Source organism: Bacteroidota bacterium (genome assembly GCA_018266755.1).
GTDB lineage: Bacteria > Bacteroidota > Ignavibacteria > Palsa-1295 > Palsa-1295 > JAFDZW01.
In genome coordinates this window covers 1,112,308-1,138,318 of the sequence record JAFDZW010000005.1, presented here as the reverse complement: position 1 = coordinate 1,138,318, position 26,011 = coordinate 1,112,308, and the positions used below count along the sequence as shown (strand labels likewise).

At 55.3% G+C, this 26,011-nt stretch carries 27 protein-coding genes; 15 read left to right on the top strand and 12 right to left on the bottom strand.

Features of this window, described 5'->3' with window-relative positions; translation table 11 throughout:
* Positions 1 to 8 precede the first annotated feature (8 nt).
* From JSS75_09490 to JSS75_09450, 9 genes are all read left to right on the top strand, one after another.
* Positions 9 to 248 carry a hypothetical protein gene (locus tag JSS75_09490; protein MBS1903925.1) on the top strand — a complete coding sequence of 80 codons (240 nt, stop codon included), beginning with the start codon at positions 9 to 11 and terminating at the stop codon, positions 246 to 248.
* A 59-nt stretch (positions 249 to 307) separates the two neighbouring features.
* The gene (locus tag JSS75_09485) at positions 308 to 976 is read left to right on the top strand and encodes an NADH-quinone oxidoreductase subunit I (GenBank protein ID MBS1903924.1); all 669 of its coding nucleotides are present in this window, start codon (positions 308 to 310) and stop codon (positions 974 to 976) included.
* A 93-nt stretch (positions 977 to 1,069) separates the two neighbouring features.
* On the top strand, positions 1,070 to 1,744 hold the full coding sequence (locus JSS75_09480) for an NADH-quinone oxidoreductase subunit J (GenBank protein ID MBS1903923.1): 675 nt from the start codon (positions 1,070 to 1,072) through the stop codon (positions 1,742 to 1,744).
* Positions 1,745 to 1,758: 14 nt separating this feature from the next.
* Complete coding sequence (nuoK, locus tag JSS75_09475; GenBank protein MBS1903922.1) at positions 1,759 to 2,067, top strand: NADH-quinone oxidoreductase subunit NuoK; 309 nt, start codon at positions 1,759 to 1,761, stop codon at positions 2,065 to 2,067.
* Positions 2,068 to 2,142: 75 nt separating this feature from the next.
* Positions 2,143 to 4,338, top strand: a complete 2,196-nt coding sequence (nuoL, locus tag JSS75_09470) for an NADH-quinone oxidoreductase subunit L (GenBank protein ID MBS1903921.1) — start codon at positions 2,143 to 2,145, stop codon at positions 4,336 to 4,338.
* 19 nt (positions 4,339 to 4,357) lie between these two features.
* Positions 4,358 to 6,790: a S8 family peptidase gene (locus JSS75_09465; GenBank protein ID MBS1903920.1), complete on the top strand. Its 2,433-nt coding sequence runs from the start codon at positions 4,358 to 4,360 to the stop codon at positions 6,788 to 6,790.
* A gap of 48 nt (positions 6,791 to 6,838) precedes the next feature.
* Positions 6,839 to 8,422: an NADH-quinone oxidoreductase subunit M gene (locus tag JSS75_09460; protein ID MBS1903919.1), complete on the top strand. Its 1,584-nt coding sequence runs from the start codon at positions 6,839 to 6,841 to the stop codon at positions 8,420 to 8,422.
* A gap of 56 nt (positions 8,423 to 8,478) precedes the next feature.
* Positions 8,479 to 10,182 carry an NADH-quinone oxidoreductase subunit N gene (locus tag JSS75_09455; GenBank protein ID MBS1903918.1) on the top strand — a complete coding sequence of 568 codons (1,704 nt, stop codon included), beginning with the start codon at positions 8,479 to 8,481 and terminating at the stop codon, positions 10,180 to 10,182.
* Between the two features lie 18 nt (positions 10,183 to 10,200).
* Positions 10,201 to 10,521, top strand: a complete 321-nt coding sequence (locus tag JSS75_09450) for a rhodanese-like domain-containing protein (protein ID MBS1903917.1) — start codon at positions 10,201 to 10,203, stop codon at positions 10,519 to 10,521.
* Here the strand turns inward: JSS75_09450 and JSS75_09445 are convergent.
* Complete coding sequence (locus JSS75_09445) at positions 10,508 to 11,005, bottom strand: DoxX family protein (protein ID MBS1903916.1); 498 nt, start codon at positions 11,003 to 11,005, stop codon at positions 10,508 to 10,510. The two genes, JSS75_09450 and JSS75_09445, sit on opposite strands and share 14 nt — an antisense overlap.
* Positions 11,006 to 11,173: 168 nt before the next feature.
* Between JSS75_09445 and JSS75_09440 the strand changes: the two genes are divergently transcribed.
* Complete coding sequence (locus JSS75_09440; protein ID MBS1903915.1) at positions 11,174 to 11,659, top strand: sigma-70 family RNA polymerase sigma factor; 486 nt, start codon at positions 11,174 to 11,176, stop codon at positions 11,657 to 11,659.
* Positions 11,660 to 12,412, top strand: coding sequence for a zf-HC2 domain-containing protein (locus JSS75_09435; GenBank protein ID MBS1903914.1), 753 nt, complete (start codon positions 11,660 to 11,662; stop codon positions 12,410 to 12,412).
* Between the two features lies 1 nt (position 12,413).
* On the opposite strand, the gene JSS75_09430 is transcribed toward JSS75_09435, so the two are convergent.
* The 3 genes from JSS75_09430 to hppD form a co-directional block, all read right to left on the bottom strand.
* Positions 12,414 to 13,178, bottom strand: a complete 765-nt coding sequence (locus tag JSS75_09430) for an alpha/beta fold hydrolase (protein MBS1903913.1) — start codon at positions 13,176 to 13,178, stop codon at positions 12,414 to 12,416.
* A 54-nt stretch (positions 13,179 to 13,232) separates the two neighbouring features.
* Complete coding sequence (locus JSS75_09425; GenBank protein MBS1903912.1) at positions 13,233 to 13,706, bottom strand: transposase; 474 nt, start codon at positions 13,704 to 13,706, stop codon at positions 13,233 to 13,235.
* A gap of 117 nt (positions 13,707 to 13,823) precedes the next feature.
* Positions 13,824 to 14,963, bottom strand: a complete 1,140-nt coding sequence (gene hppD, locus JSS75_09420) for a 4-hydroxyphenylpyruvate dioxygenase (protein ID MBS1903911.1) — start codon at positions 14,961 to 14,963, stop codon at positions 13,824 to 13,826.
* 105 nt (positions 14,964 to 15,068) lie between these two features.
* On the opposite strand from hppD, the gene dacB reads away from it, so the two are divergent.
* Positions 15,069 to 16,610, top strand: coding sequence for a D-alanyl-D-alanine carboxypeptidase/D-alanyl-D-alanine-endopeptidase (gene dacB / locus JSS75_09415; protein MBS1903910.1), 1,542 nt, complete (start codon positions 15,069 to 15,071; stop codon positions 16,608 to 16,610).
* Between the two features lie 42 nt (positions 16,611 to 16,652).
* Here the strand turns inward: dacB and JSS75_09410 are convergent, their stop codons facing one another.
* Entirely contained in the window at positions 16,653 to 17,144 is a 492-nt protein-coding gene (locus JSS75_09410) for a hypothetical protein (GenBank protein MBS1903909.1), read from the bottom strand.
* Between the two features lie 150 nt (positions 17,145 to 17,294).
* Positions 17,295 to 19,610, bottom strand: a complete 2,316-nt coding sequence (locus tag JSS75_09405; protein MBS1903908.1) for a hypothetical protein — start codon at positions 19,608 to 19,610, stop codon at positions 17,295 to 17,297.
* A 267-nt stretch (positions 19,611 to 19,877) separates the two neighbouring features.
* Between JSS75_09405 and JSS75_09400 the strand changes: the two genes are divergently transcribed.
* Complete coding sequence (locus JSS75_09400) at positions 19,878 to 20,690, top strand: T9SS type A sorting domain-containing protein (protein MBS1903907.1); 813 nt, start codon at positions 19,878 to 19,880, stop codon at positions 20,688 to 20,690.
* A gap of 76 nt (positions 20,691 to 20,766) precedes the next feature.
* Here JSS75_09400 and JSS75_09395 read toward each other — a convergent pair whose 3' ends face one another.
* The 6 genes from JSS75_09395 to JSS75_09370 form a co-directional block, all read right to left on the bottom strand.
* The gene (locus tag JSS75_09395) at positions 20,767 to 21,177 is read right to left on the bottom strand and encodes a hypothetical protein (GenBank protein ID MBS1903906.1); all 411 of its coding nucleotides are present in this window, start codon (positions 21,175 to 21,177) and stop codon (positions 20,767 to 20,769) included.
* An 80-nt stretch (positions 21,178 to 21,257) separates the two neighbouring features.
* A complete protein-coding gene (locus tag JSS75_09390) occupies positions 21,258 to 21,671 on the bottom strand; it encodes a hypothetical protein (GenBank protein ID MBS1903905.1) in 414 nt (137 codons plus the stop codon).
* Between the two features lie 28 nt (positions 21,672 to 21,699).
* Positions 21,700 to 22,146 carry a hypothetical protein gene (locus JSS75_09385; GenBank protein ID MBS1903904.1) on the bottom strand — a complete coding sequence of 149 codons (447 nt, stop codon included), beginning with the start codon at positions 22,144 to 22,146 and terminating at the stop codon, positions 21,700 to 21,702.
* Positions 22,143 to 22,724: a hypothetical protein gene (locus tag JSS75_09380; GenBank protein ID MBS1903903.1), complete on the bottom strand. Its 582-nt coding sequence runs from the start codon at positions 22,722 to 22,724 to the stop codon at positions 22,143 to 22,145. The genes JSS75_09385 and JSS75_09380 overlap by 4 nt, the downstream gene beginning before the upstream one ends.
* A 124-nt stretch (positions 22,725 to 22,848) precedes the next feature.
* Positions 22,849 to 24,069: a phage major capsid protein gene (locus JSS75_09375; protein MBS1903902.1), complete on the bottom strand. Its 1,221-nt coding sequence runs from the start codon at positions 24,067 to 24,069 to the stop codon at positions 22,849 to 22,851.
* A gap of 59 nt (positions 24,070 to 24,128) precedes the next feature.
* Positions 24,129 to 24,722 (bottom strand): hypothetical protein, encoded by a 594-nt coding sequence (locus JSS75_09370; protein MBS1903901.1) that lies wholly within the window; start codon positions 24,720 to 24,722, stop codon positions 24,129 to 24,131.
* Between the two features lie 42 nt (positions 24,723 to 24,764).
* Between JSS75_09370 and JSS75_09365 the strand changes: the two genes are divergently transcribed.
* Both JSS75_09365 and JSS75_09360 read left to right on the top strand, forming a co-directional pair.
* A complete protein-coding gene (locus JSS75_09365) occupies positions 24,765 to 25,322 on the top strand; it encodes a hypothetical protein (protein ID MBS1903900.1) in 558 nt (185 codons plus the stop codon).
* A 150-nt stretch (positions 25,323 to 25,472) separates the two neighbouring features.
* Entirely contained in the window at positions 25,473 to 25,970 is a 498-nt protein-coding gene (locus JSS75_09360; GenBank protein MBS1903899.1) for a hypothetical protein, read from the top strand.
* The last annotated feature ends 41 nt before the right edge of the window (positions 25,971 to 26,011 follow it).

Sequence of the window (26,011 nt, the reverse complement as noted above, 5' to 3'; positions counted from 1 at the left end):
GGAGCGATGTGGAGAAACGGCTTGCGTTCGGAGCGATCTTCTTATTCGGGACGCTTGCCGCAGCGACCGGCTGGCTTGCGTCGGTCGGCTACATTGCACGGTGGCTTCAGGCTGTCGTCCCGGGCAACATCGCCCAGGTACTGACGATCGGCGGCCATTCGATCCAGATCATCGGGGTCATCGGCGCGATGCTGGTGCCGGATGCCGAAGCAAATGAGTGGCAGGAGAATGTGTATATCGATGAATGACGTCCGAGAGACGTTCGGGGTCGCCCGAGCCGCTCGGATCTCAATTGTCAATTCAAAACATGGCAGGATACTTTAGCGATATCAAAGACGGACTCGGAACGGCGCTCAAGGGAATGGGCATCGTGATGAAGCATTTGCTTCAGCCGAAGGTCACGCGTCAATATCCGAACCCCGAGGACCGCTACATCATGCCGGAGCGTGCCCGCAACCGTCTCTATGTCAATATGGACGATTGCATCGGCTGCGACCAGTGTGCGCGTGCGTGCCCGGTGAATTGTATCACTATCGATACGGCTAAGGGCGTCCCCGGCGACCAACTCGGTACGACATCGCAGGGCAAGAAGAAGTCGCTCTGGGTAACGCGGTTCGATATCGATATTGCGAAATGCTGCTATTGCGGTCTGTGCACGTTCCCATGCCCGACCGAATGCATCCGCATGACGGATGTCTATGAGTTTAGCGAATTCGATCGCGTGAATCTGATCTATAATTACGCGACGATGAACGCGGATGAGGCTGCCAAGCGCACGGAGGCTGCCAAGAAGGACGAAGAGCGTCTGGCCGCCGAACGCGCAAAGCAGGCCGAAGAAAAGGCAAAGGCCGCCGCAGCCGCTCCGGCTGCAGCACCGGTAACGCCGCCGCCTGCAGCCGCCGGTGGGGTCAAGCCACCGCCATTCGCTGCGAAGCCGGGCGGAGTGAAGCCGCCCCCGTTCCAGGCGAAGAGCTGAGTAAAGTGTGAGTTGTGTTGCGCCGCCGGTCCGATCCGATTCGTCCGACGGTAGCACCGCCAAAGTTATACAGTACATTCGGAAGAAACGTACATGTTCGATCTGATCTTCTATATATTTCTCGTGGTCACCCTTGGTGGTGCCTTCGTCACGGCATTCTCGAAGAATATCGTGTATGCGGCGTTCGCGCTGCTCTTTACATTCTTCGGGGTTGCAGGGCTGTACGTCATGGCAAATGCCGACTTCCTGGCCATCACGCAGTTGATGGTGTATGTCGGCGGCATCCTGATCCTCTTGATCTTCGGCGTCATGCTCACCAACCGCATCGCGAGCGCGAACATCACGATGAGTTCGGGATCGCGATGGGCGGCGGGGCTATTGTCGCTCGGCCTATTCGCTATTCTCTGCATGGCATATTTCGGCAGCGATGCGACGAAGACGATCAAGACGCCAGACGGTAAGTCGCAGACCGTTTCTACCTTCCCGACCTACAAGAGCCAGCCTTGGGCGTCGAGCCCGTGGAATAAAGATGCGAACGAGCGCATCCTGAACGTCAAGTACGGTACGCCGGAAGAAATGAAGAAGGGCGAAGGCTCGAGCGGTACGGCAACCGAGATCGGCAAGTTGATGCTCAACGATTATCTGCTGCCGTTCGAGATCGTGTCGGTCGTATTGCTTGTCGCACTAATTGGGGCAGCAATGATCGCGCGCAAAGAGCCGACACCGAAGGAAGAAGCCCTGAGCGATGCGTTAACCGCCAACAACTAAGCGAACAATCTCGTATGACCATCGGACTCAATCACTACTTGTTCGCCAGCGCCGCACTCTTCGTGCTGGGCGTCTTTACGATGCTCTCGCGCCGGAATGTCATCGCCATCCTTATGGGTGCCGAGCTGATCTTGAATGCCGCTAATCTGAACTTCATCGGCTTTAGCCGGTTCGGTGGCATCAATATCGGCGGCCAGATGGCCTCGATCTTTGTGATCGTCGTCGCCGCTGCCGAAGCAGCAGTCGCGCTGGCGATCGTACTGAACGTATTCAAAAATTTCAAGACCGTCAATCCTGCCGACGCAGATTCGTTGCGGGACTAAGGAAGTGGCTCCGGCTTCTTGCCGGAGCGAACCGGCTCAACGCCGGTTCCACTATATACTGAGCTACTGAGTATTATGCACCAACTGATAGCATTATCGCTGGTAATTCTGGGACTGCCGCTGCTGTCGTTCCTGATCATTATCTTCAATCAGAAACGATTGATGCACAAGGCGCACATGGTGGGCTTGCCGATCCTCGGCACTGCACTGGCGCTGGCGATCTATATCTGCGTCAATAAGCTCACCGGATCGGCAGAAACGATCAACTGGACGACCAACTGGATCAGCTTCGGCAACGTCCCCGGCGTCGGACAGTGGGACCTGACGACCGGCGTCATGATCGACAACCTGACGGCGATCATGCTTGTGGTCGTGACCTTGATCTCGTTCCTGGTGCATCTGTTTTCCAGCGAGTACATGCACGACGATATCCGCTACTCGCGGTACTTCGCCTATCTCGGCATCTTTACCTTCTCGATGCTCGGTATCGTCCTCGGCAATAATTTACTCTCGCTCTATATCTTCTGGGAGCTTGTCGGATTTTCGAGTTATGCGCTGATCTCGCACTGGTATGAGAAGCCAGGCCCACAGCAGGCGTCGAAGAAAGCATTCATCGTCAATCGTGTCGGCGACGTCGGCATGTGGACAGGGTTGATGTTGATGTTCACGACGTTCCACACATTCGATTTCTCGAAGATCTTTGCCGCGATTCATGCCGGGCTTCCGGCGAATTTCAGTCTCTTGGGCTTGAGCCCCGAGACAACGCTCACGGTTGCCGGCGTATTGATCTTTTGCGGTGCGGTCGGCAAGAGCGCACAATTCCCGTTGCATGTGTGGCTTCCCGATGCAATGGAAGGCCCGACGCCAGTGTCCGCACTGATCCACGCTGCAACGATGGTTGCAGCCGGTGTGTATCTGACGTGCCGCATCTTCCCGATCCTGACCGGCGACGCGATGCTCGTCGTTGCAATGATCGGCGGCTTCACGAGCTTCCTCGCCGCTTCGATCGCTCTGACACAGAACGACATCAAGAAAGTACTTGCATACTCGACGGTGTCACAGCTTGGGTACATGATCATGGCGCTTGGTGTGGGCGCCTTCAGCGCAGGATTTTTCCACCTCGTGACGCACGCAATGTTCAAAGCGTGTCTCTTCCTCGGTTCGGGTTCGGTGATCCATGCGATGCACCATTCGCTGCATCACTTGCACGATCATCACACCGATCCGCAGGATATGCGCAACATGGGCGGCCTCTACAAGAAGATGCCGATCACTGCGACGACATTTATCGTTGCGACGCTCGCAATCAGCGGTATTCCGCTCATGAGCGGCTTCATGTCGAAAGATGAAATTCTTGCCGGTACAACGGCCTACTCCGCGTTACAAGGCGGCATCGCAGGTATCCTGCCGATCTTCGGGTTTGGTGTTGCGATGATGACGGCCTTTTACATGTGGCGTCAGGTCTTCATGACGTTCTTCGGCAAGCCACGCAAGCCCGAGATTTTCGAGCACGTCCATGAATCGCCGAAGGTAATGACCGTACCGTTGATGATTCTTGCGACGCTCTCGATCTGGATTTGGTACGGTGCAAACCCGATCGATCCGGCGAACGGCTGGTTTATGAAGAAGTGGGCAGCAACGCCTGCTCAGATCGTCCCGGCGAATACTGCGCCGAAATTTGCACATGTGGAAGGTCCCGCTGCTGCCGAGCACTCAGCACTCAGCACTGAGCACTCAGCACTGAAGCAGGAAGCGATCGAACTCGCTCCGCATCAGGAAGCGCTCGAGCATAAGACGCACGAAGTCGCCGGTATGGGCATGATCATCTCGATCGTCGTTGCGCTGAGCGGTATTGCGCTTGCGTGGTTCTTATATCTGAAGAATACGACGCTCGTCGATAAGCTTGCCTCGGCCTTGAAGCCACTTTACAACTTCAGCTTGAACAAGTGGTACATCGACGAGCTCTATGATTTTGTCTTCGTCGGTTCGTTTATGCTGATCTCGCGCTCTTGCGCATGGTTCGATACGAATATCGTCGACGGCATGGTCAACGGCGTCGGTAAACTGACGGTTGCGGTATCGATGATCAGCGGTTGGATCGATAAGTATATCGTTGACGGACTGGTCAACCTTGTCGCCGGAATTTCGCAGGTGATCGGCATGGCATTCCGCTCGTTCCAGACGGGACGCATCCAGACGTATCTGGCCTGGACGCTCGCCGGTGTCGTCGCCGTGTTCCTGTTGTTGTCGTACGGTTTCAAGTTGATGTAACCAGAGGAGACCACCCTACGTGACGCACTCGATCAGAACATATTCTATTGCATTGCTGCTGGCGGCGCTCGGTACGGTGGCGTTCGCCCAACAGCCGCAGAGCTTCACCAAGGGCGGTGCCGTCTTCCAGCAGAATTTTCTCTATATCAAATTCAAGCCGTCGAGCAAGATCGTGGCCTCGCATCTGCATGCGGGCACGACGACGGGTTTTGCCGATCTCGATCGTGCGTTCGAGACAATCGGTGTGCGTGACATCCAACCATTCCTCGGCCTCGACGGCGACGATCCGCGACAGTCGGACGGCTTCGTGAAAACGATTGCCAATATCGTGTATAGCAACGAAGGGCTCTCGGCAGAACGGATCGAATCGATGCTGATGACATTGCCGGAAGTCGAGCTCGTCAGCCGCCGCTTCATTTTCAAACCGTGCTATCAACCGAACGATCCGCACTTCACCAGCGGCGATCAGTATGGCCTGAACCTCATGAGCGTGCCGACGGCATGGAACACCACGAAGGGTTCGTCATCGGTGGTGCTTGCCGTGCTCGATGAAGGGACGAACTATCTTCACGAGGATCTGATGTCAAACCTTCAGACGAATCCGGGCGAGATGGGGACGGATTCGAAAGGGAAAGACAAGCGGTCGAACGGCGTCGATGACGATGGTGACGGGTATGTCGATAATTGGCACGGCTGGGATCTAGGCAGTTCGTCGGGTGCCGACCACACCAGCACCTACAAAGGCGACAACGACCCGATGCCCGGACCGAATGAAGGACATGGCACGTTCGTCGCCGGCTGTCTTGCCGCGACACCGGATAATGGACTCGGCGTTGCCGGTGTCGGGTTCAATTGCCACTACTTGCCGATCAAGTGTACTGCCGATACCGGGAAGAATGCAGGCAATATCAGCTTCGGATACGAAGGAATTACGTATGCTGCGATGCATGGGGCCCGGGTCATTAATTGTTCGTGGGGTGGCGATGCGTCGGGCGCAACGCCGAGCGATATTGCATTCTTGAACTCGATCATCGATTATGCCACCGCACATAACGCGCTTGTCGTTGCAGCGGCCGGCAACAACAGTGCAAATATCGACGCGACTCCGTTTATCCCCGCGTCGCTCGATGCGAATGTACTGACCGTCGGCGCATCCGATGAGAACGATCATGTGACTGGCTTTTCGAACTACGGCCATCGTGTGGATGTCTATGCTCCGGGTGCAAATATCTGGTCGACCGAGTTTCCGGGGAATTCGAGCTATGGGAGCTCCGGCGGGACGTCCTTCTCCTGTCCGTACACTGTCGGTGTTGCCGGATTGCTTGCATCGCGATACCCGAACTGGACACCGAAGATCTTAAAGAGCCAGATCGTCTCGACCGTCGATGCGCTGAAGTCGCCGACCGATCGTAACCTCTACTGGGGCCGAGTGAATGCGGCAAATGCGCTGATCCCTGCAAAGACTCCTGCACTTGTGATCTCGTCATACAGTGTGGACGGTACGCCGAGCGGGACATTGAATTATCTTAATAAGCAGTACGCGCTCTCGATCACCTTCCGTAATCTGCTCGGCAATAATGGCAATGCTCTTTCAGTGAGGCTGGTGCAGCAGGGCGGCTATACCGTACAGCAGGCTTCGGCATCGTTCGGTGCGCTCAATACCGATGCGACGGCAAACGGCGTGTTCAAGTTTACGCGCGATTCGTCGGACGACGGCATGCAGCTTCCGATGGTGTTCTATGTCACCGACGGTGCGAAATATAAAGACTCCCTGTATTTGACACTCGAGATCACTGGCGACAATGTTTGGGTCGATACGACCAAGCCGAATCTGTCGATCAACTCGTACAGTATCGACGGCAAGACGAACGGTTCGCTCGATTATATCAATAAGCAGTACGATCTGTCGGTGACGTTCAAGAACACCGGCGGCGCTGCGAACTTTACCGCTACCTTACTGCCGAAGAGCGGATATACCGTGCATAGTACCGCTGTATCGCTCGGGACGATCGCCAGTGGCGGCACCAAGTCCGGCGATTTTCTTTTCGTGCGCGATACGACCGACAACGGCAAGCAGTTGCCGATGGATATTCAGGTGCAGTCGAGCGATTATTCGGCAACGCTTCACCTGACGGTCTCGATCACCGGCGACAATGTGTATGTCGATGCCGTGCCGACCGTGAGTGGCAACCGCACGAGCGATCTTCGGGTGTCGCCAAACCCCGCCTCGACGGTGGCAATGGCGTATTTCAACCTCGCGGGCGAGAGCCGCGTCGCAATCTCGATCAGCGATATGCTCGGCCGGACCGTCGGATCTTACGATGCGGGCGTCTTCGCGGCCGGTGCAAACCGCTGGGAACTGCCGGTGGCGGGCCTTGCGAGCGGCGTGTATATCGTGCGTCTGCAGACGGGCGAAGGTGATATACTCGTGAGCCGCGTGGTGATTAAATAATTTTTATTGAAGGTATTTTGAGTAACGATTATGCCATTTAACTTTCCGATCCTATCGATCCTGACGTTCCTTCCGGTGCTCGGAATGATCGTCATCGCCTTCTTGCCGAAGACGAATGTGAAGATGCTCAGAGGCGTCACCGTCGCGGTGACGGCATTGCAGATCATCTTTGCCATCATCTTGTGGATGAACTTTAACGGTTCGATCGCCGGAATCAACGATCCGAAGCAGTTCCAGTTTACGGAGCGCTTCTCCTGGATCCGCCTCGGTGGCCTGCCGATCTTCGGCAACATTGCCATTGACTATGCGATGGGCATCGACGGACTCTCGGTCCTGATGGTGCTGCTGACGGCGCTCGTCGCCTTCGTTGGCGCGATCGCCAGTTTCTCGATCCATAAGAACGAGAAGGGATACTTCATGATGTATCTCTTGCTCGTGACAGGAATGATGGGCGTTTTCGTCTCGCTCGACTTCTTCCTCTTCTATATCTTCTGGGAGTTGATGCTGTTGCCGATGTATTTCCTCATCGGTATCTGGGGCGGACCACGCCGCGAGTATGCAGCGATCAAGTTCTTCATCTATACGCTCTTCGGTTCGATCTTCATGCTTCTGGTCATGATCGGGCTGAACATGACGACGGTCGTAAACATGGGCGGTACGCCGTACCACACGTTCAACCTGCTCGACATGATGAACCCGGCGAACCACATGGCCGGCTCGATCTTTGCGGGTTCGATGACGACCTGGCGCTACATCGGTTATCTCGGACTCTTCCTCGGCTTCGCCATCAAGATCCCGATGTTCCCATTCCATACCTGGTTGCCGGATGCACACGTCGAAGCACCGACTGCTATCTCGGTGATTCTTGCAGGCGTATTGCTCAAGATGGGTACGTATGGTATCCTTCGTATTTGCTACGGTATCTTCCCCGAGATCGCCGTTGCGACGAGTCAGTATCTCGTGATCTTCGGCTTCATCAATATCGTCTATGGTGCATTCTGTGCCATGGCTCAGAAGGATTTGAAGAAGCTTATCGCCTATTCGTCGGTCAGCCACATGGGCTATGTGCTCCTTGGCATGGCATCGCTGAATTCGCAGGGCATGGCCGGTGCAATTTTCCAGATGTTCAATCACGGGACGATCACGGCAATGCTCTTCTTGAGCGTTGGTGTGCTCTACGATCAGGCTCATACGCGCGGACTCAATGAGTTCGGCGGTTTGGCAAACAAGATGCCGAAGTACTTCGCGCTCGTCGTGATCTGCTACTTCGCGTCACTCGGTCTGCCGGGCTTCTCGGGCTTCATTAGCGAGGCGTTCGTCTTCTTGGGCTCGTTCCAGGCCTTCCAGTTCTGGACGATTCTCTCGACGCTCGGTATCATTCTCACGGCCGCATATATGCTCTGGGCACTCCAGCGCATGTTCCTCGGCACGCTGCCGGAGCGTTGGAACGGTCTCGTCGATATCGACGGCCGCGAGCTTGTCGCGCTCGTGCCGCTTGCAGTGATCGTGATCTTCCTGGGTATTTACCCGGCGCCGATCCTGAACCTGATGATGACGAGTGTGAACCAGCTTGCGGACTTCGTCCACAAAGCCGCGCCGCACGCCGCACAGGCCGCCTCGATCCTGAAGTAATTTTTTCTGCATGAGTCCGCCGTCTGAGGCGGACTTGTGAGTTCAACGCGAAGTGTATGCACGTATCATTACTTGAGACAGTCGCACTGGGCGCCGGAAGCGTCGGTCAGTTCGTCGCTGAGAGCATGACGAAGTTCGTGCCGGAGACGATCGTGACCGGTGGGTTCCTGCTCGCCATCATTCTCGATCTGTTCATCAAAGACAAGGCCGGCAAGAAACTTGTCGGGTCGTTCGCACTACTGGTGCTTGCGGCGGCGTTCGTCGAGTCGCTGACGCAGATGACGTGGTGGACACCCAATCAATCGTGGCAAGGTGGCACAGGCATCTTCCCGTACACGATGACGCTCTTCCCGCCGATGGCGAATTCGATGACGAAGACAATGGATGTCTTCTATTCGATGGCGGTTGTCGATAACTTCGCGGTGCTTTTCAAGCTGATCATTTCGCTTTCCGGTATGCTCGTGATCGGTATGTCGTTGATGTCTCGCGAGATCGAAGAGCGCGGCCGACGTAACGGCGAGTTCTACTCACTCTTGCTCGCCATGACGCTCGGCATGTTCCTGATGGCCGAGTCGATGGATCTGGTAATGATGTATGTGTCACTCGAACTGGTCTCCATTTCGAGCTACATCATGGCAGGCTTCATGAAGGACAATGCCAAGAGCACCGAAGCGTCGATGAAATATGTGCTCTTCGGAGCATTCAGTTCCGGGCTGATGATCTACGGATTTTCTATCCTGTACGGACTGACCGGTACGACGAACATTACTGCGATCCGACAGATTCTTGAAGGACAATTCGTGATGGGCTCGGTGAATACCACTGCACTTTGGAGTGCCGTGCTTCTGTCGCTTGTCGGCATGGGGTACAAGGTGAGCGCAGCCCCGTTCCATTTCTGGACACCGGACGTGTACGAAGGAGCTCCGATCCCGGTCACTGCATTGCTCTCGGTCGCGTCGAAGGCCGGCGGATTTGCGATGCTCATGCGGTTCCTGATCTTCGCGATGCCGGCAAATGGTCAGACGTTGCAGCCATGGATCAATTGGCCGCTTGCAATCGCTGTCATTGCAGCACTGACGATGTCGCTGGGGAATTTCTCGGCATTGCGACAATCGAACGTGAAACGTATGCTCGCGTATTCGACGATTGCGCATGCCGGGTATATGCTTGTCGGTCTGGTGACGATCGGCGCCGGCCAGAAAGTGATCGGTCTTTCACCGGGCGCGTCGGATGCAGGCGTGGTGTCGATCATCATGTATCTGATCGCTTATCTCTTCATGAACCTCGGCGGGTTCTATGTCGTGATGCTGATCGCCAACAAGATCGGTTCGGAAGAGGTTGAAGACTATAAGGGCTTTGCGAAAAAGTCGCCAATGCTTGCCGTCACATTCTCGTTGTTCTTAGTCTCGCTTACCGGCATACCGCTTACGGTAGGCTTCATCGGCAAGTTCTATATTTTCCTTGCGATCTTAAAGCAGCCCCAGTGGCTCTGGCTTGCGATCGTGATGGCGCTGAACTCGGTGGTGTCGCTCTATTATTATGTCCGCGTCATGCAGGCGATGTTCATCAAGCAGGCTGACGAGCAGACCGCGCCGTTGACCGATGCCGCCGATGTGCAGGCCGATGGCACGATCCGATTCTCATGGTATTCGCAGGCATACATTTTCGTGTTCCTCGTACCAACGATCGTACTTGGCGTGTATTTCACGCCGCTTGTCGATCTGGCAAAGCAAGCGATCCGATTCTTTAACCTGTCGTAAACGATCGTCCACGAGCGAATGCCTCCGTTCGATATTACCGTAGAAGAATTTAAGAAGATGCTCGACAGCAATGTCGAGCATCAGCTTATTGATTGCCGCCGCCCGGATGAATTCCAGTTCTCGAATATCGGCGGGACGCTCATCGAGATGCGCGAGATTCCCGCACACCTCGACGAACTGCGCGGTGACATCCCGCTCGTTATCGTCTGCCGCACCGGCAGCCGCAGCGCAATGGTTACTTCCTTCCTGCGCCAGAACGGCTTCCCGAATGCGCAGAATCTTCAGGGTGGCATCTACGCCTGGAGCGACCGCATCGACCCGAAGGTTAAGAAGTACTGACCTCACCTGCCGGTCTCGAGACGCGACGAGCATCCAGCGAGATCGGACCAGGACCAGCCAAGAACAGAAACACGCACGTCAGCAATTGGGCTACATCCGCTCGTGATTCGTGCAATACCGCCCACATTCCTACCGTCGGCGGAGCGGGCGGGAGCGGCAAGGGAGATGTTCCGAGATAGAGAGCGATCTTCGTCGAGAGAATGGCGACGATCATCTGCCCGATGAACAGCGCGGATACGATCCGTGTCCGATATCCAAACAGCAAACAAAGCCCACCGATGATCTCGAGCAGCGCGACGAAGGTCGCCAACTCCACAGGCATCGGAAATCCGATCTTCGTGAATCGGCCCACGCCTTGATTGGGATAGACGAACTTAAGAATGCCTTCCCAGAAGAATACTGAGCCTGTCATCAGTCGAATGACGAGCGTTGCTTTTGGTCCGTCGGTCGGGGTGTCGTTCAATACAGCGAGTCGAGTACGCATAGAGTTATGAATTGTGAATATTGCTACTGACTGCCGCTTGACCGTTCTTATTCCCCGAAAGAATTTTGGGAATATTTTAGGGTCTCCTCCGGTCATTACTATTATTGCAGAGGCACTCTTCATCGCTTGAGGCCCCAAACACAGCATGCACGGTTCGAACAGGAGATCATGCCGCATCTGGATGCGGCCTATTCGTTCGCGCTTCGGTTGTGCGGAAATAGGGCAGATGCCGCGGATATTGTCCAGGACGCATATCTCAGGGCAATGCGCTATTTCGATACATTTCGAGGCCTCAATGCGCGGACGTGGGTGCTGAAGATCGTGCGTAATCAGTATTATACGTGGATCGAGCAAATGAAGAACCGACAGGGACATGAATCGCTTGATGAGCAACATTTCGGCATACAGTCCGACGATGTCTCGCCGGATGATTCGCTCGTGCAATCGGAAGAATCGCTAGCAGTGCGTTCGGCGGTTGCTGCGCTGCCGCCGGAGTTTCGAGAAGTGATCGTGCTTCGAGAGTTGGAGGAGCTCGACTATAAGCAGATCGCGCTTGTACTCGAGATCCCGATCGGGACTGTCATGTCCAGGCTATCTCGCGGTCGCGCGATCTTGCGCGATTCGCTCCGTCTTCAACTTTATCCCGGACCGTAAGTGGAGACCCCGGATATTCATTCGCAGCTTCATCCGTATCTCGATGGCGAACTCTCGGCCGAAGAACGCTCGTACTTCGTCGAGCACCTTCGCACCTGCGCGCAATGTGCCGAGCAAGTTCGAGCCTACAGTCTATTACATCAGCGGCTCAAGACAGCGTTTCCCTCAGAACTGGTGCCGGAGTCCGTTCGCGATCACATCCGCGCCGCTGCTGTGGTGGCGCCTCCTGCGAAGCGATTGGTCCCGATCATTTCGTGGAGGATGGCAGGCGTTGCGGCGTGTGTCGTGGCGTTGCTGTGCTCGGTCTGGTTCTTTACTCATAGGAGTGTCCCGAGCAGCGAAGATGCCGAAGCGACGGAATTCGTGACAGACCACACGAACGCAGTAACCCAAGGCGTCGCAAGCTCGATCGCTTCCGCCGATTACACCGCCGTCTCCGAGTGGGTCCGGGAGACAGTCGGGTTCACTCCAACGTTCTCGGCAAGTGAGTCGGGTGGATATGAACTTCTTGGGGCGCGCTCAGCGCACGTCGCGGGTAAGCAGGTGGCTGTAATTCGGTTGAAGTTGAGAGGCGAGGTGGTAGATGTCTATGAGTTTCCCCGCGGCACTCACCTCTCGGACGAGCTCCACCGTTGGGATCGCAACGGCTATACCGTTGCGTCGTTCTCACAAGGTGCGTTGCGCTTCTGGATTGTTGGTGTTCTCAAGGAAGGCGAACTCAACTCCTTGGTTGCTCGGCTTCGCGACTCCTGATCTATCGCTCTCCACCAAATACCAGTCGATTTGAAAAGGTAAATGATCCAAGATCGAGCTTTGAGATCTGGTGTGGCGAGTTCGGGTGGATGGCGAGGTAGGCCTTCTCTCGTGCGAGTGCTCCATACAGACGGGTAACTTCTTCCGGCGTGACCATCGTGTCGTTATCGCCAACCGATACGAGCAGCGGACATTCGAGTTTCTTCACGTCTTCTTCGGTTAACTGCTTCTGAGCGAATGACCGGATCACTGACGAAGCCAATGCCGCAGTGCGGTGAAGATCGTTGGGTTCGTGGATCGCGGACAGTGCTGCGTAGGCTTTCTCCGAGCGAGCTTTGATAGCATCGGCGTCGAGACCGGCAAGCGCTTCCGATATCGCGGTCTGGGTCCAGTAGAACTTCATCGCATGACTAACGATGCTGCGCACCAGTCGCGGCTCCTGGAGCGCCAGCGTGATCGCGACATAGCCGCCCATGCTGTAGCCGATGATATCAACGGTTGGGATCTTCAGATGCTCGATGACCAGTCGCCGCATCCACATCGCAAGGTCGTGCATTGTGATTGCGTGCAGCGTTGTCGTACTCTCACCGTGCGATGGGAGATCCGGCAGGATGAGCATCCGGTCGGGATAGTATTCTTTGAGTCGGTCGAACTCGCGTCGCGTCCCGAGGGCGCTGTGCAGAAACAGCAGAGGGATATGATCGCCTCGTTTTTCTTCGTGAACGAGTTCGTAGGAGATCGTTGCAGTGTCGGTGGTGTAGGTCATGGGTTCAAAAAAGTAGCGCCGACTTTAGTCGGCGTCCCATCCACAGGATGGGATTCATCCAACCGATGGTCGAATATAGAATGGATACTCGACAATTGAATCAACTAACCCGGCTTTGATCGGATTGTTCCAAATATACTCCCACTTCTCGAGCAACTCGTGTTCATTACGAATCATCCGATCGAAGCTCTCTTTTTGCCACAGTGTACCGGACGAATGTTCGGCTATATTGATCTCACGAGCAGTTCCTCCCTTGATTTTTTGAAGAATCGAGGGAAGCGGGTGCCAAGTTTCTGTGTCCTTTTTAGTTGGCCGTATCAGCAGGTGAACATGATCGGGCATGACAACCCCAAAGAGAAGATCGTAAGTCGTATGATGTCCGTCACGGACCTTCTTACAAACGATATCGCGTGAGTTGTTTGGCAGAATCCTCAGTGCGCGGAAGGTAACAAAATACGTATAGCCTCCGATTTGCCAATGAGGGAGGTTGCGCCGGTAAGACGAAAACTCGGAGGTGGTTTCAAACATAGTACTTTCGATAGAAATGCAATCGCCCGCTTTCGCGGGCGTGCGCTCCGACTAAAGTCGGAGCTACTTTGGCTCCGGCGTTTGCCGGAGCCGCTTCGTTCAGAAAAGCCGTCTTACTTAGAGATTCCCTCGGAGCGCTTGTTCGCGCTCGATCGACTCGAAGAGGGCCTTGAAGTTACCTTTGCCGAAGCTGCGGGCGCCACGGCGTTGGATGATCTCGAAGAACACGGTCGGGCGGTCCTGCACCGGCTTTGTGAAGATCTGAAGCATGTAGCCGTCGTCGTCACGATCGACCAAGATGCCGAGCTTCTCGAGTTCGGCAATCGGTTCGTTGATCTTCCCGACGCGGGCTTCGAGGTCGCGGTAGTACGAACTCGGCACGCGCAAGAACTCGACACCCTGCTCGGTCAGCTTCGTGACTGTCGAGAGAATATCGCCGGTGATGAGCGCAATGTGCTGCACGCCGGGGCCATTGTACCATTCGACATACTCTTCGATCTGCGACTTCTTCTTGCCGGTCGCGGGTTCGTTGATCGGGAATTTGATCTTTTCCGAACCGCTCGCCATCACTTTCGACATCAGCGCCGAATACTCTGTGCTGATATCGCTATCGTCGAACGAGACGAACACATGGAAGCCCATTACCTCTTCATACCACTTTACCCACTTGTTCATCTCGTTCCAGCCGACATTGCCGACCATGTGATCGACAGCAGCAATACCCGTTGGCCGGGCAACCGGATCGGGCTCCGTCACCATCCGAAAGCCTGGGGCAAACCCTTTATAATTCTTGCGCTCGACGAAGGTATGGATCGTGTCGCCATACGTACGAATCGACGCCGTGCGATACGTACCGTTCTCGTCGGTGATCTCGCGCGGCTCCTGCACGCCGACAGCGCCACGTTTGGTCGTCTCCTTGTAGGCAGACTCGACATCGTCGACTTCGATGGCGATCGAATGCACACCGTCGCCGTGGGTTGCGAGATGCTCGTTGATATAATGGTCTTTTGTCAGTGGCGTCGTCAGGACGATGCGTACTTTCCCTTGCTCAAGGAGATAGCTTGTACGATCGCGCGAACCGGTTTCAAGGCCCTGGTAGCCGCGAATGCTGAAGCCGAACGCCGAGCGATAATAGTAGGCGCTCTGCTTTGCATTGCCTACATAAAATTCGATATGATCAATGCCGTTGAGGGGCAGGAAGTCCTGCGTAGCGGCCCCGGAGGCCTTCGATTCTGCGACTAATTCTGCTTGTGCCATTGTTGCTTTCCTTGCGATATGAGCGTGAGTATATGGTGGTATTTGTCCGGCCTTAGAACAATGGACGGCCGCAAACGGGTTCTTAGTCGCACGGGAAGTCGGACTGTGTTCGTCCTATTTCTTGCGCTCTGTGGCGCCATCGTCCGTTCGCAGCCGCTCGTCGCGCCGCAGCACCCTGAAACCCCGCAACAACAACGCACCCTCGCCGACCTTCAGCGCGATCTGGTTTCGACGCTTGCCGACCCGAAGTATTCGAATGCGCAGATCGGGATTGACGTCCGGTCGTTGCAAACCGGTGAACGGCTGTTCAATCTCGATGCCGAGAAGAACCTGCTGCCGGCGTCGAATCTCAAACTCGTGACCACCGCCGCAGCGCTGCATTTGCTCGGGCCGGACTTTCGGTATTCGACCCAAGTGGTCACCGGCGGCAAACTCGTTCGTCGTGTGCTCAAGGGTGATATTATCATTCGTGGTTCGGGCGATCCGACGCTCGGTTCGCCGTCGATGTTCACGGGCTCGTACCCGACGGCCGTTCTCGACGAATGGGCCGATTCGCTCGAAGCGCTCGGTATCGAGAAGATCGACGGCAGCATCGTCGGCGATGCAAGTTACTTCACGAGCGATCAGTATCCGCTCGGATGGACGCTCGAAGATATTCCGTATTACTATGCGACCCAATCGTCGGGGCTGTCGTTCGCCGATAATGCCGTCAGTGTGACGGTCAGCCCCGGGATACGTGGCGGTGCGAAACCGGTCTATGAGATTACGCCGGAGTCGCAGTACTTCGAAGTGAATGATCTTGCCGTCACGAGGGACGTGCCTCGCAAACAGGGTGATTCGGCGGTGGCTCCGTCGAACTCGATCACGATCACTCGCGAATCCGGCGAGAACACGATCAGCATTCAAGGCAGCATCGACCGCGGTTCGCCGGCCGTGAACGAACAGCTCTCGGTCGAGGACCCGCCACTCTATATCGCAACGGTCTTTCGCGAGATTCTTGCATCGCATGGGATTACCGTGACGGGCAGCGCGATGAGCGCCGCAGACCTCGACGAACGCATTAATTATAATGCAACACGAATTCTGATCAATCATCTGAGTCCGCCGCTTACCGAGATCGTGCGAGTCGTGAACAAGAAATCGCACAACCAATTTGCCGAACAGCTCATGCGAACGATCGGCAAAGAAACACTTGGCAAAGGCGATTGGCGCACGGGGGCCGAAGCGGTCAAGCGGTATCTGAATTTTGCCGGGATCGAACCGGACCGCATCGCGCTCTACGACGGTTCGGGCCTCTCGCGTATGGATCTTGTCTCGGCGGCGGATATCGTCAATCTGCTTCGCTACGTTGCTGCCGACCAGAAGATTTATCCCGCCTTCGATTCGTCGCTGCCGGTCATGGGGGTCGATGGTACATTGTCCTCACGGTTGCATGACAGTCGCGCAATGGGGAATGTGCACGCCAAGACCGGCTCGCTTACCGGTGCGCGCAGCCTCAGCGGATATCTTCGCACAAAAGACGACGAGCCGATCGCGTTCTCGATCCTCGTGAATAACTATACTTGTTCCGGTGCGGAAATTCAGAATCTTATGGACCTCGTCATCCTCAGACTGGTTAATTTCATGAGGAATCCGGTATTGAAGTAATATTCTACCGAAGTGCGGCGAGTACATGGTATACTCGCAAGATCATTCCATTTGAAGACTGAGATCATCGTCCTCTTGCGAGCAGGAACGGATGACATGCGTTGCGAAGAGGTTTGCGCGACGCTCTTCTTGTTTGTCCAGCACGCCACGTGTCGAATATCCGTCGAAGAATGTCGCTTGTGACGACCGGTATGGCGAGTATAGCAGGTGATAATACTCATGCCAGAACACGACAGCTTCGTTCTTACATCGAAGCGGATTGATTACGATTGCAGGATACGTGACGTGTATTTCCTCGGTAAATGAGTAGCGAATCTCATCGGTAGCTGCAGCGCTTGCGAAGGGTTTTGGCGATGGCACAGAAAGGATAGAACAGAATCCTTCGCGCTCGGCATGTGCATCCGGGAGACGAACGAGAATAATACCTTCCGTCTCGGCGATTTCGTCGATCGTTCTGCCGGCGAATCGTCGGGCGGCGTTACGCGCTAGCGCAATTACCTCGTCGGTTCGATATGGTGTAAAGGCTTGTTTCATGAGCGAGGGGGTGCCCATCAATGTCAGTATCAATATACTATGAATGTTGGCTGAGGCAGACGAATATTTTGGGGCCGAAGATAATCGCTGCGCCGGCTGGCCTCACTCTCGTGATGCGCAGCCGGCGCAGTATGTACTACACAGAGCTGATTAATGTGTAACCTTGACGGAAAACGTGCCGCTGGGCGCCTGATTCGCACCGGTTTGATTATAGAAACGGATGGTTACGGTGTTCGCAGCGGAGACCCACGCCTGATACCATGCCATCCCGGCAGGCATCGCACCGTTCGGGATCCCGAGCGATACGACATCACCGGTCGCCGCTCCGTTGACCGTGACCGTCTGGTTATCGACGCCATTGGTCGCGGTATTATTGAAGGTGATTGCCGCACTCACAACGACGCTGCCACGCCACGAGAGCGCACCGGAATTGTCTGACTCCAGATACCCGCTTGCAAGCGTTGCAACATGTGCCGACGGCCATGAGTAGGCGATGTTCTTGATGGCAACCATATCCCCGTTTCCGTCAATCTGAAATTTGCTGCCTGCACCGACGGAGAAGAGGGAGGACGGACTTGATGTTCCGATACCAACACTCCCGGTGCCGGTCACAGCGAACGGCGTTGTCGGATGGGCATAATAATATGCAAAGATGTTCGTCGCGCTAGTGAGCTGCGGTATATAGACACCGTAGAGATTGGTGATACCTGTCGTTGCCGGGTTCGCACCTCCGTACATAATGGCGTTTGCGATGTTACCGCCGCCCGAGCTTTGAAAACCGGCCCAGTGAGCCCATGCCGTGTTTACCGTGCATGTCCCGATGTTTTGAATCTGCCCGGTAACGCCTCGTGCCTGAGTGATCACCGGTGTTGCACCGATATTGACTACCGTCCCTGCGACGCCGTCGCATCCGGAAAGAGTGGATGGCGCTTGGAATTGTACAGTGAAGTTACCGCCCTGCATGTAGCCGAGTGTTCCGGTATAGTTACCGAATGCCCAGGCGGTTGCACGCTCTGCGGCGAGGGCAGCGGTGAAGTTCTGCGACGAGTTCGCAACGACAGCGTTCACATTGAGGGTCGTGGCGTTGTGCGTGATCGGTACAGAGGGAATGATATCCATGTTCATAATCGTGTTCAGATTTCCCGCTGTCGGATCGGTAGTACCTGAATTATAGACGGTGAACTGACTTGACAGGGTGGGGTAGGTGGGCCAGGTATTGATACCGACGAGTCCGGCCGGATCGATCGTCACACGGTTGTGGTCGCTTGCTCCGTCGAAGGACCAGATCGAGTAGTTGTTATTCGGAAATGCAAGGCCCATGACACCGTTGCCCCATCTCGGGTTTGCCGCAGTGATTGCACCGAACGGTGCATAGTCTACCGAAGCATATTGATTTGATGCAGTAGTCTTGAAGATGCGAACGAGCGGATGTCCGCTCGAGCCGGTACCAACGGCAAGCGCGACGCCAATCTGCGCATCCATATCTACGCCAACATTGCCGTTGCCATCGACCACAAACGGGCGTGTGGGATGATCGTAGCGGATGGCGTTAATATTCGTTGCGCCAGTGAGCTGTGGCACATACAGACCATAGAGATTTGTGATGCCCGCTGTTCCCGGATTGTTTGCGCCGAAGAGGTATGCATTGGTAATCGTGCCACTGCCGACGTTATACATCGCTGCATACGATCCGTATGCGTTGAGGATCGTTGCCTTCCCACTGTTCTCGACCAGTCCATACGTACCGATGGTATATGTATTCGTCGATGCGGCGGATTGGCTATTGTTGTACGTCCAGCCGATCGTGCCGATCTGCTGGTTGACATTGCCGCTTCCTTCGAAGTCCGAAAAGAAGAAGCCGCCTTCGAGGTCGCTGAACGCCCCGCTGAAATTTTGTCCGACGGATACTTGCGAATGCACACCAAAGTACGACCCGTTGAAGTTATTACTACTATTGGTGATCTGTGCGAACAGATCGAGCATTGTGACGTTGCTGTTCCATATCGTTGTTGGCGAGAAGTGATGTCCGTAGGCGATACAGTCGTACCAACCGGACGGATCTGCTGCGCGAGTCGAAAGCACCGAGAGCATCGGGTTGACTGTGCCAAAGGTCGGCGTGACGCCAATGCCGACCTCGCCGTCGGCATCGATGATCATCCGTGTGTTCGGTCCGCCGGTGCCGGTGACGAAATCAAGCGGTGCATTGTCGAGCGTCCCGAGATAATTGTTCGGTGCCGATCCGGTATTGCCACCGAGCATCCAAGCCAGGCCGCTGAGACCGCCGGAGGTTAGTATCTGGCCGCCGCCTGGGCTGAGCGTATAGTTGTTCGCTGCGGCATTTAGTCCGCTGCCGCTGATCAAGAAGTAGTGTCCGAGTCCGTCGTCACCTTGAAGCGAATGGCCGTTCTGTGCCCATGCGGATATAATAGAGGTGCCGCAGAGAAGCAGGATGGTAATTATCTTCATGTTTTTATAGAGATACAATGATCGTGAATTGCCCGAATACATGCAGTTTGTCGGAAGTCCCGACGTTTCGGTTACAAATCTAATTTTTCGTGACCAAATTTTGAAGCAGGGGTGACCAATAAATCCTCTGTACGACACCTGACACGAAAAAAAAAGAAAAAAAGAGGCGAAATATTTAAACGAAATAGAAATTACTGTGTCAATACTGAAAGAGCAGACGGTTACGAAAGACGCGCAATCTTCTAACTCGTTATATTTGAATAGGATATGAGAAAGTCAACTACAGTGTTCGCAGCACTTCTGGCCCTGATCCTTACTTCGGGTCTGAGCCTCGCGCAGCATCGTGGCGGTCCGGGTCATCATGGTTTTCCGGGTGATACCATTCGTCCGCCGCATGGTCCGATGGACTCGTTGCATGGCGGTCCGATGGATACGCTGCATCGTCCGCCGTTCGGTAAGCCGCGTGGTGGTCGTGTTGGTCTGAAGGATTCCTGCTTCCAGGTATTCCTGTCGCAGATCCCGGCCGATTCTGCAGCGATGATCACCGCAGATATGAATGGTCTGCAGACCGATCAGGCTCAGGCAGATACGCTTCGTCACCAGCTCTTTGCAGCATTCAAAGCACATGATTCCGTTGCGATCGCTGCGATCCGTGCGCAGCTCCAGGCTCTGCATCAGCAGATGACCGATCTGGCGAAGAACTTGAAGTCGATCCTCGATCAGTACAAGGATCTCTTGATTGCCGTCCGCAAGGATTGTGGTGGAATGCCAAACCCGCCGCATAAGGGCGGACCGGGCAGCGGTGGCACAATGCCGCTCGTCGTCACGCCGATCGTACCGAATCCGGTACCGACAGGTGCAACGGCATCGTTCACCTACACGCTTAGCGCTGCAAGTGACGTGAACATCACGATCAATGACTTGATGGGTACAGCCGTGAAGACAGTCTTCAGCGGCAACGTAACCGATACCACTGCGCAGACGGTGACGCTCGACCTGAGCGGCCTGAAGCCGGGTCTGTACATCCTCCGTGTACAGGCAGGGAATGTGGTCATGAGCCAGAAGCTCATGGTTCAGTAAGAGTTCTTTCGGGGGAAAGAATGCAAGGGCGGCTGAGAGTATGCGCAAGCATACTCGAAAGCCGCCCTTGATGTTTTTAATCGGGTCGCTCCCACAGACGTATCGTCAGTAGGCCTGCCAGGTCCAGATGCGTAAGCTTTGTCACGCTGTTATAGCCCATTCCCCCGCCGATGAAGAAACAGATGCGTTCGCCGATCCACACCTGTGCTCCCAGATGCATGCCGTATCCGTTCGTATTTGCATTGCCGACAAGCATGAGAGCGAACCGGTCGTTCGATCGCTCAGGCAGCACGACGTATTGTACGCTCTGTTGGATCGCGATCGTGCGTCGATCGCGCGTGATTGTATCGTGAACGATCAATATTCGGTAGCGGATCTCGCGGATGGTATCGTGAACCAGTTTTTCGATCGTCCGTGTGCGCAGTGGCGTCGGCTTATAGACATGGACACGATACCCATGATGCTCGAGCGAATCAACGGAAAGCACCTGCGAGGGTGCACATCGCGCACTGCACAATAGCAGTACAACGACGAATACTATTCGAGCAACTCGAATCGTGCATACGCTCATACGACATCCAGGATCTTGGCGGCAACGCGGAAGTTGATCGACGAGCGACCGTCGGCGTTTGCAATCGATAGTTCGGAGAGATCCGCGCTCGTGAAGCCTCCGCTTGCATACAGCGAGTGCATTGCTTCGTGATACGCGGCCTGTTTGAACCGTAGCAGATATGTTGCAACCGATGGCATAGCCGCCTGTGGGATCGGGCTGAGCCCCGCTTCCATCCCATAGTGATCTTCGACGTAGGGATCGGTGGACGAGCAACCGCACGGCGTTTCGGTCTGCGGTCCGGTCGATAGCTTCATGTGTTCGAGCGGTAAGGCGCCGGCAGGCAAGCCGGGTATGGATGCACCCAGTGCAGGCGGAACAGTCCAGGGATCGGTCGTTGCGTTTCGGTACCGTAAGTAGAGTGGTGTCATTGTGATCGGTCAGATAGTGTGTCGGTGATTATGTAAAGAGACTGAATGTGTATTTCGCACGAACGTGCAGCACGAAGCGCGACTCGCTTGCGATGAAACGCCATGCGTCGATCGAGACGAGTTCAGCACGGTCGATGCAATAGAGATCGCCGGGCAACATCGTTGGCGGCGAGTAATAGGGCGTGTTGATGAACTGCTCGATCGATGCAACCGTATTGCTGCGCAGCGTATGAGATTCGTTGTATTGATTCTCGCCGACAGCTAGGTACACACGCAGTTCGAATTCCTGCTGGCCCCGGGTCGCTTTGCCGTTGAAGTCGAATGTTGTGTAGCTCGTATCGCCGAGTTCGAGCGAGAAGCATGGAAACGACGAGAGGGGAATGTCGCGTATTCCCATCGACGGCGTAAACTTCCAGACGGCATAAGCGACCAACTGCTGGACGAAAGTGTGATGAAAGTTATCTTCTCGTGTCATACGGCATAGCGCTTATAGGGTGAAAGCATAGCACGGTGGCGATCGGTCAGCTCGACATATTCGCTGCGGGCGAGCGAGGCCGTGTCCCGATACAAATCGATCGCTTTCGAAAGCGACCCTGCTCCCTGCTTCGATTCGCGAAGCATCACGGCTGCAATCTCCGTAATGACTTGTCGCACAGTTTCGGGGCAAGTTAACGACAGTGGGGTTTTGTATGAGATGCTATGCTCATAGCCGGAGTCGAACGTCCCTTGCGAGTTGACAAGTAGTATTCCGCTCTCGAATAGATGCAGCGGTGCGATGCTTTGCGGTGTCGCGACGCCGTTGATGTCGGTCGTGATCCAGGAGGTGACCGAGCTCGCCGGCTGATGCAGTCGAAGATAGTCGGTGCCGTTGCCCTCGAAGGTCTCGGTCTTCGTCGCATTGGCGGTGAAGTCGAGATCGAGATACGTATAGACTCGTTCCGTCGCGGTGTCGAGCAAGGTCTGAAAAAAACCGAGGATCGTCGGGTCGCCGCTGAGGTCGTTGATATAGAGCTGAAAGCCCGGTACGGTGACCGGTGATGTGTATGTTGGCATAGATGAGAATGGATGTGATTGAGTGGTGATCGGGCGAACGACCGGTACGGACGAGGCATGCCTCGTCCGTACAATGTTCAGTCGTTGATCGTGTTCGGCGACAGGCCGTCGCCGGGTGGAGCAGTTACGACGCGCTGGTGCTGAGCACAGCGAGATAGCTCGGCTGTGCGACGCCGAAGGCGATGCGTTCGGTCAGGCGCATCATCTGCAGATCGTTCGTGAATGCATTAACCGTATCGGCCGTGGCATCGAACGAGATCCGGACGTCCATCGCGCCACGCTGACCGAGCCAGGCACCCGCCGTCTTCAGGTTGCCGAAAATGGCGAACGGTGTCGCAGGGTGCGGGTTGGCATCGTAGGTCGTCGTGAGAATGCCGTTCGGCAGCACGACGATCGGGAAGCCGCGGAAGCTCAGCGCCGTCTGAGCAAGCGGTCCGTTCGGCGTGACGTTCGGCAGGATCGCATTCGTCAAATCCCAGAGGTAGCGGCTGTTCGCATCTTTCTTCTTGAGCAGTTCGGTGAGCGCATTCTGCTCGATGAAGATTGCCGCGTCGCGCTGGTATGCCGGTGCGAGCGACTGCACGAGCGAGATCATATCGTCGAACGTGACGTCCGGGAAGTGCGTCTTGCCGCTTGCCGAGCTGCCGCCGAGGTATGTCGTGTTGACACCCGCCGTATTCAGGATGCCGGTGAACGGCGTGCCGTTGCCGCGGAAGACCTGCGTATCTTCTTCCTGTGCAAAGACGTTCGCAAAGATGCGGACGATCGTGTTGTACACGTCGATGTTCGCATCCTGCAAGAGTTCGTTCGAGATCGGATAGATCGCAGCGAGTTTCTTGGCCGTGAGGGTCAAGCGTCCGAAGGTTGCTTTCGATGCATTGATGACATTATTCTCATCGACCCATTGCACCGTCGGTTTTCCTGCCAGTGTCGAGACGTTGAGAATGTTCGAGTTCATCTCCACGACCGGGCAATACTTTCGGGCGAAGCCGTATTCACCGAGTGCGAAGACAACATCGGCATAGAACTCTTGTGGGACGAGGTATCCGCCCGCCGAGCTCGTCCCTTCGATCTGTGGCGACAAGAGCTTGACGTATTCGGGATCGTAGCTCGCATGAATGCGTCGCATCTCGTCGTGGTCACCTGCCGAAAGAGCGGAGAAGAACCGGAACGTCTTGCGGATCTTCTCTTTCTCTGCCGACTTCGTGCCGAGTACATTAAATGCCTTCAGCGCCGAGCGGTCCGGTTGTTCTTTGGTGCGTCGTGTGACCGCTTCGTCAATGAGCTGCTTCAGCTCGGTACGCGATGCGGTGAGTGTGTCGGTGTGTTCGTTGTGTGTGATCATATGTGGTTGGTTTGGATGTTAGTTGTTGGTACTGGTGAATCGATACGCTGGACGAATGGTCAGAGCAGCCCCGCTGCGTCGGAAAGCGAGAGGCGTTTTCCTGGCAATCCGTCGTCGATGGCAAACGGGTTGCAGGGGAGTTCGACCTTTGAGACTTCGATCAGCTCCCATTTCGTGAAGCGGACGCCGCCGTGTGCATTCGGCTCCCACTCGATCGGTTGGAATCCGACCGAATTTGCAGGCAGCAGACCAGCCATATCCAGATCGAATATCTTCCCGGCAAGAGGCGAGATGTCGGCCGAAGCATATTCGGCAAGGGCGTAGAGTGCGTTCTTGGTTTGCACGAGCCGCACGATACGGCCGATCGTATGGATCGGCTCTTCGGTCATTCCGTGCTGCCAGAGAAATTGCGGGTTGCGCTCGAAGTTGGCGGTAACGACTCCTTCGATCACAAGCTCATCGCCAGCACGGTCGACATCGGCGGTAGCGATCTTGAGCCAGCGTTGCCGCGAAGTGGTCGTCTCGCCGGCAAGTGCGCGTTCGTCGCTCGGGGTCAGCGGGAAGAGGATGTCGGCAGCGATCTTTATCTGCTCGTCGTCGGCCAGCAGTTTGCCGCTCTTTCGGATGTGTTCGATCAGTTGTGTCTGTGTCATAGGCGTTGCTGTTCTGTGTGTCAAACTCAGTATATTTGGATGATGAAGTTCGTACCCGTGCTCTTGCTTGTTGTCGTACTCTCGTCCTGTGCGGCCGGCGGTCGACCTGTCGACGGCAGCCGTATCATGCTCGAAACGGCAGATATTTCACGTCAGGAATTCTTTCTGATGAGCGTTCGCGAACATGCGCTCGTCGTCTCGCCATACACCGAAGAATTCTATCATATCGATGCGACGATCGCTGCATCGATCTCGATCCCATTCGAGCATGTTAGGTATGTGGGCAAGTCGGCGTCGGATAATTGGCGGATGATCGGCATTTGTTCAGCGGCCGGACTCGTCTCCGGCGCGTATATCGGCGATCTCGTACGCCCGTCGACACAGGCCGAGATCGAACGTGGCGTCCGAAGTTTCGAGTTTACGAAGGAAACCTATCTCGGTATGCTCTCCGGCCTTGCGCTTGGGGCGACGGTCGGATATTTGTCGACGCATCGTGCAGAACAGGTCTTCGATCTCGGTCGTCCGGAGGATGTAGCGAAGCTGCGGCATAGTGCGATCTACCATGACGAGGAGCCGCCCGAACTTGCAAAGATCCGGTAGCGGATTGAAAATGCGTCAGTTGTGCGTGTAAGAAATTGGTCATCATTTTTTCATCTACATTTGTGTATCAAAATCGAATTTGATGTGTTATTTAATATGAAGGGGACCGGTCACGACAGACCCCGAAGAATTCGAGAACGGACACACCAGATGAGATACGCAGCCATACTGATCCTCGCAGTTATGCTCGCAAGTTGCGGGATTACCCGCGATTACTCATCCGTGAACCACGTCACGCTGCAATTTACCGATTCGAGCCTAAAGGACTGCTACCTGCTGTCCGTCGGCGACGATGCGCTGATCGTTTCCGACATCGATCCGGCCGGCATGCCTGCCGAAGCGCTCTCACTGCATGAGATGATTCTGCCGACGCGAGCCGTGGACCGTGTCTATCGCCGCAATCACCAGTCCTTTGCGGGGACGTTCCTGCCGACGATCGCTGACATTTTTTCGACGCGTCGAGCATTCAGAGTGAATGCCTTCGGCAATAATGTGTCGGCACTCTATGACGCTGTGCGGTATTCGTTCGAATACTTCACGAGCAAGTCGTTCAGCGAATACGAACTCACGAACGACCGAGACGTGCAGATGCTCCAAACCGACGTCGCTCAATTTCCGCAGACTCCCGCAGCCGAGACGTCGCATTAACTTCTTCGATTCAAACCTGCGACGCGGCTGTTAATAGCTGC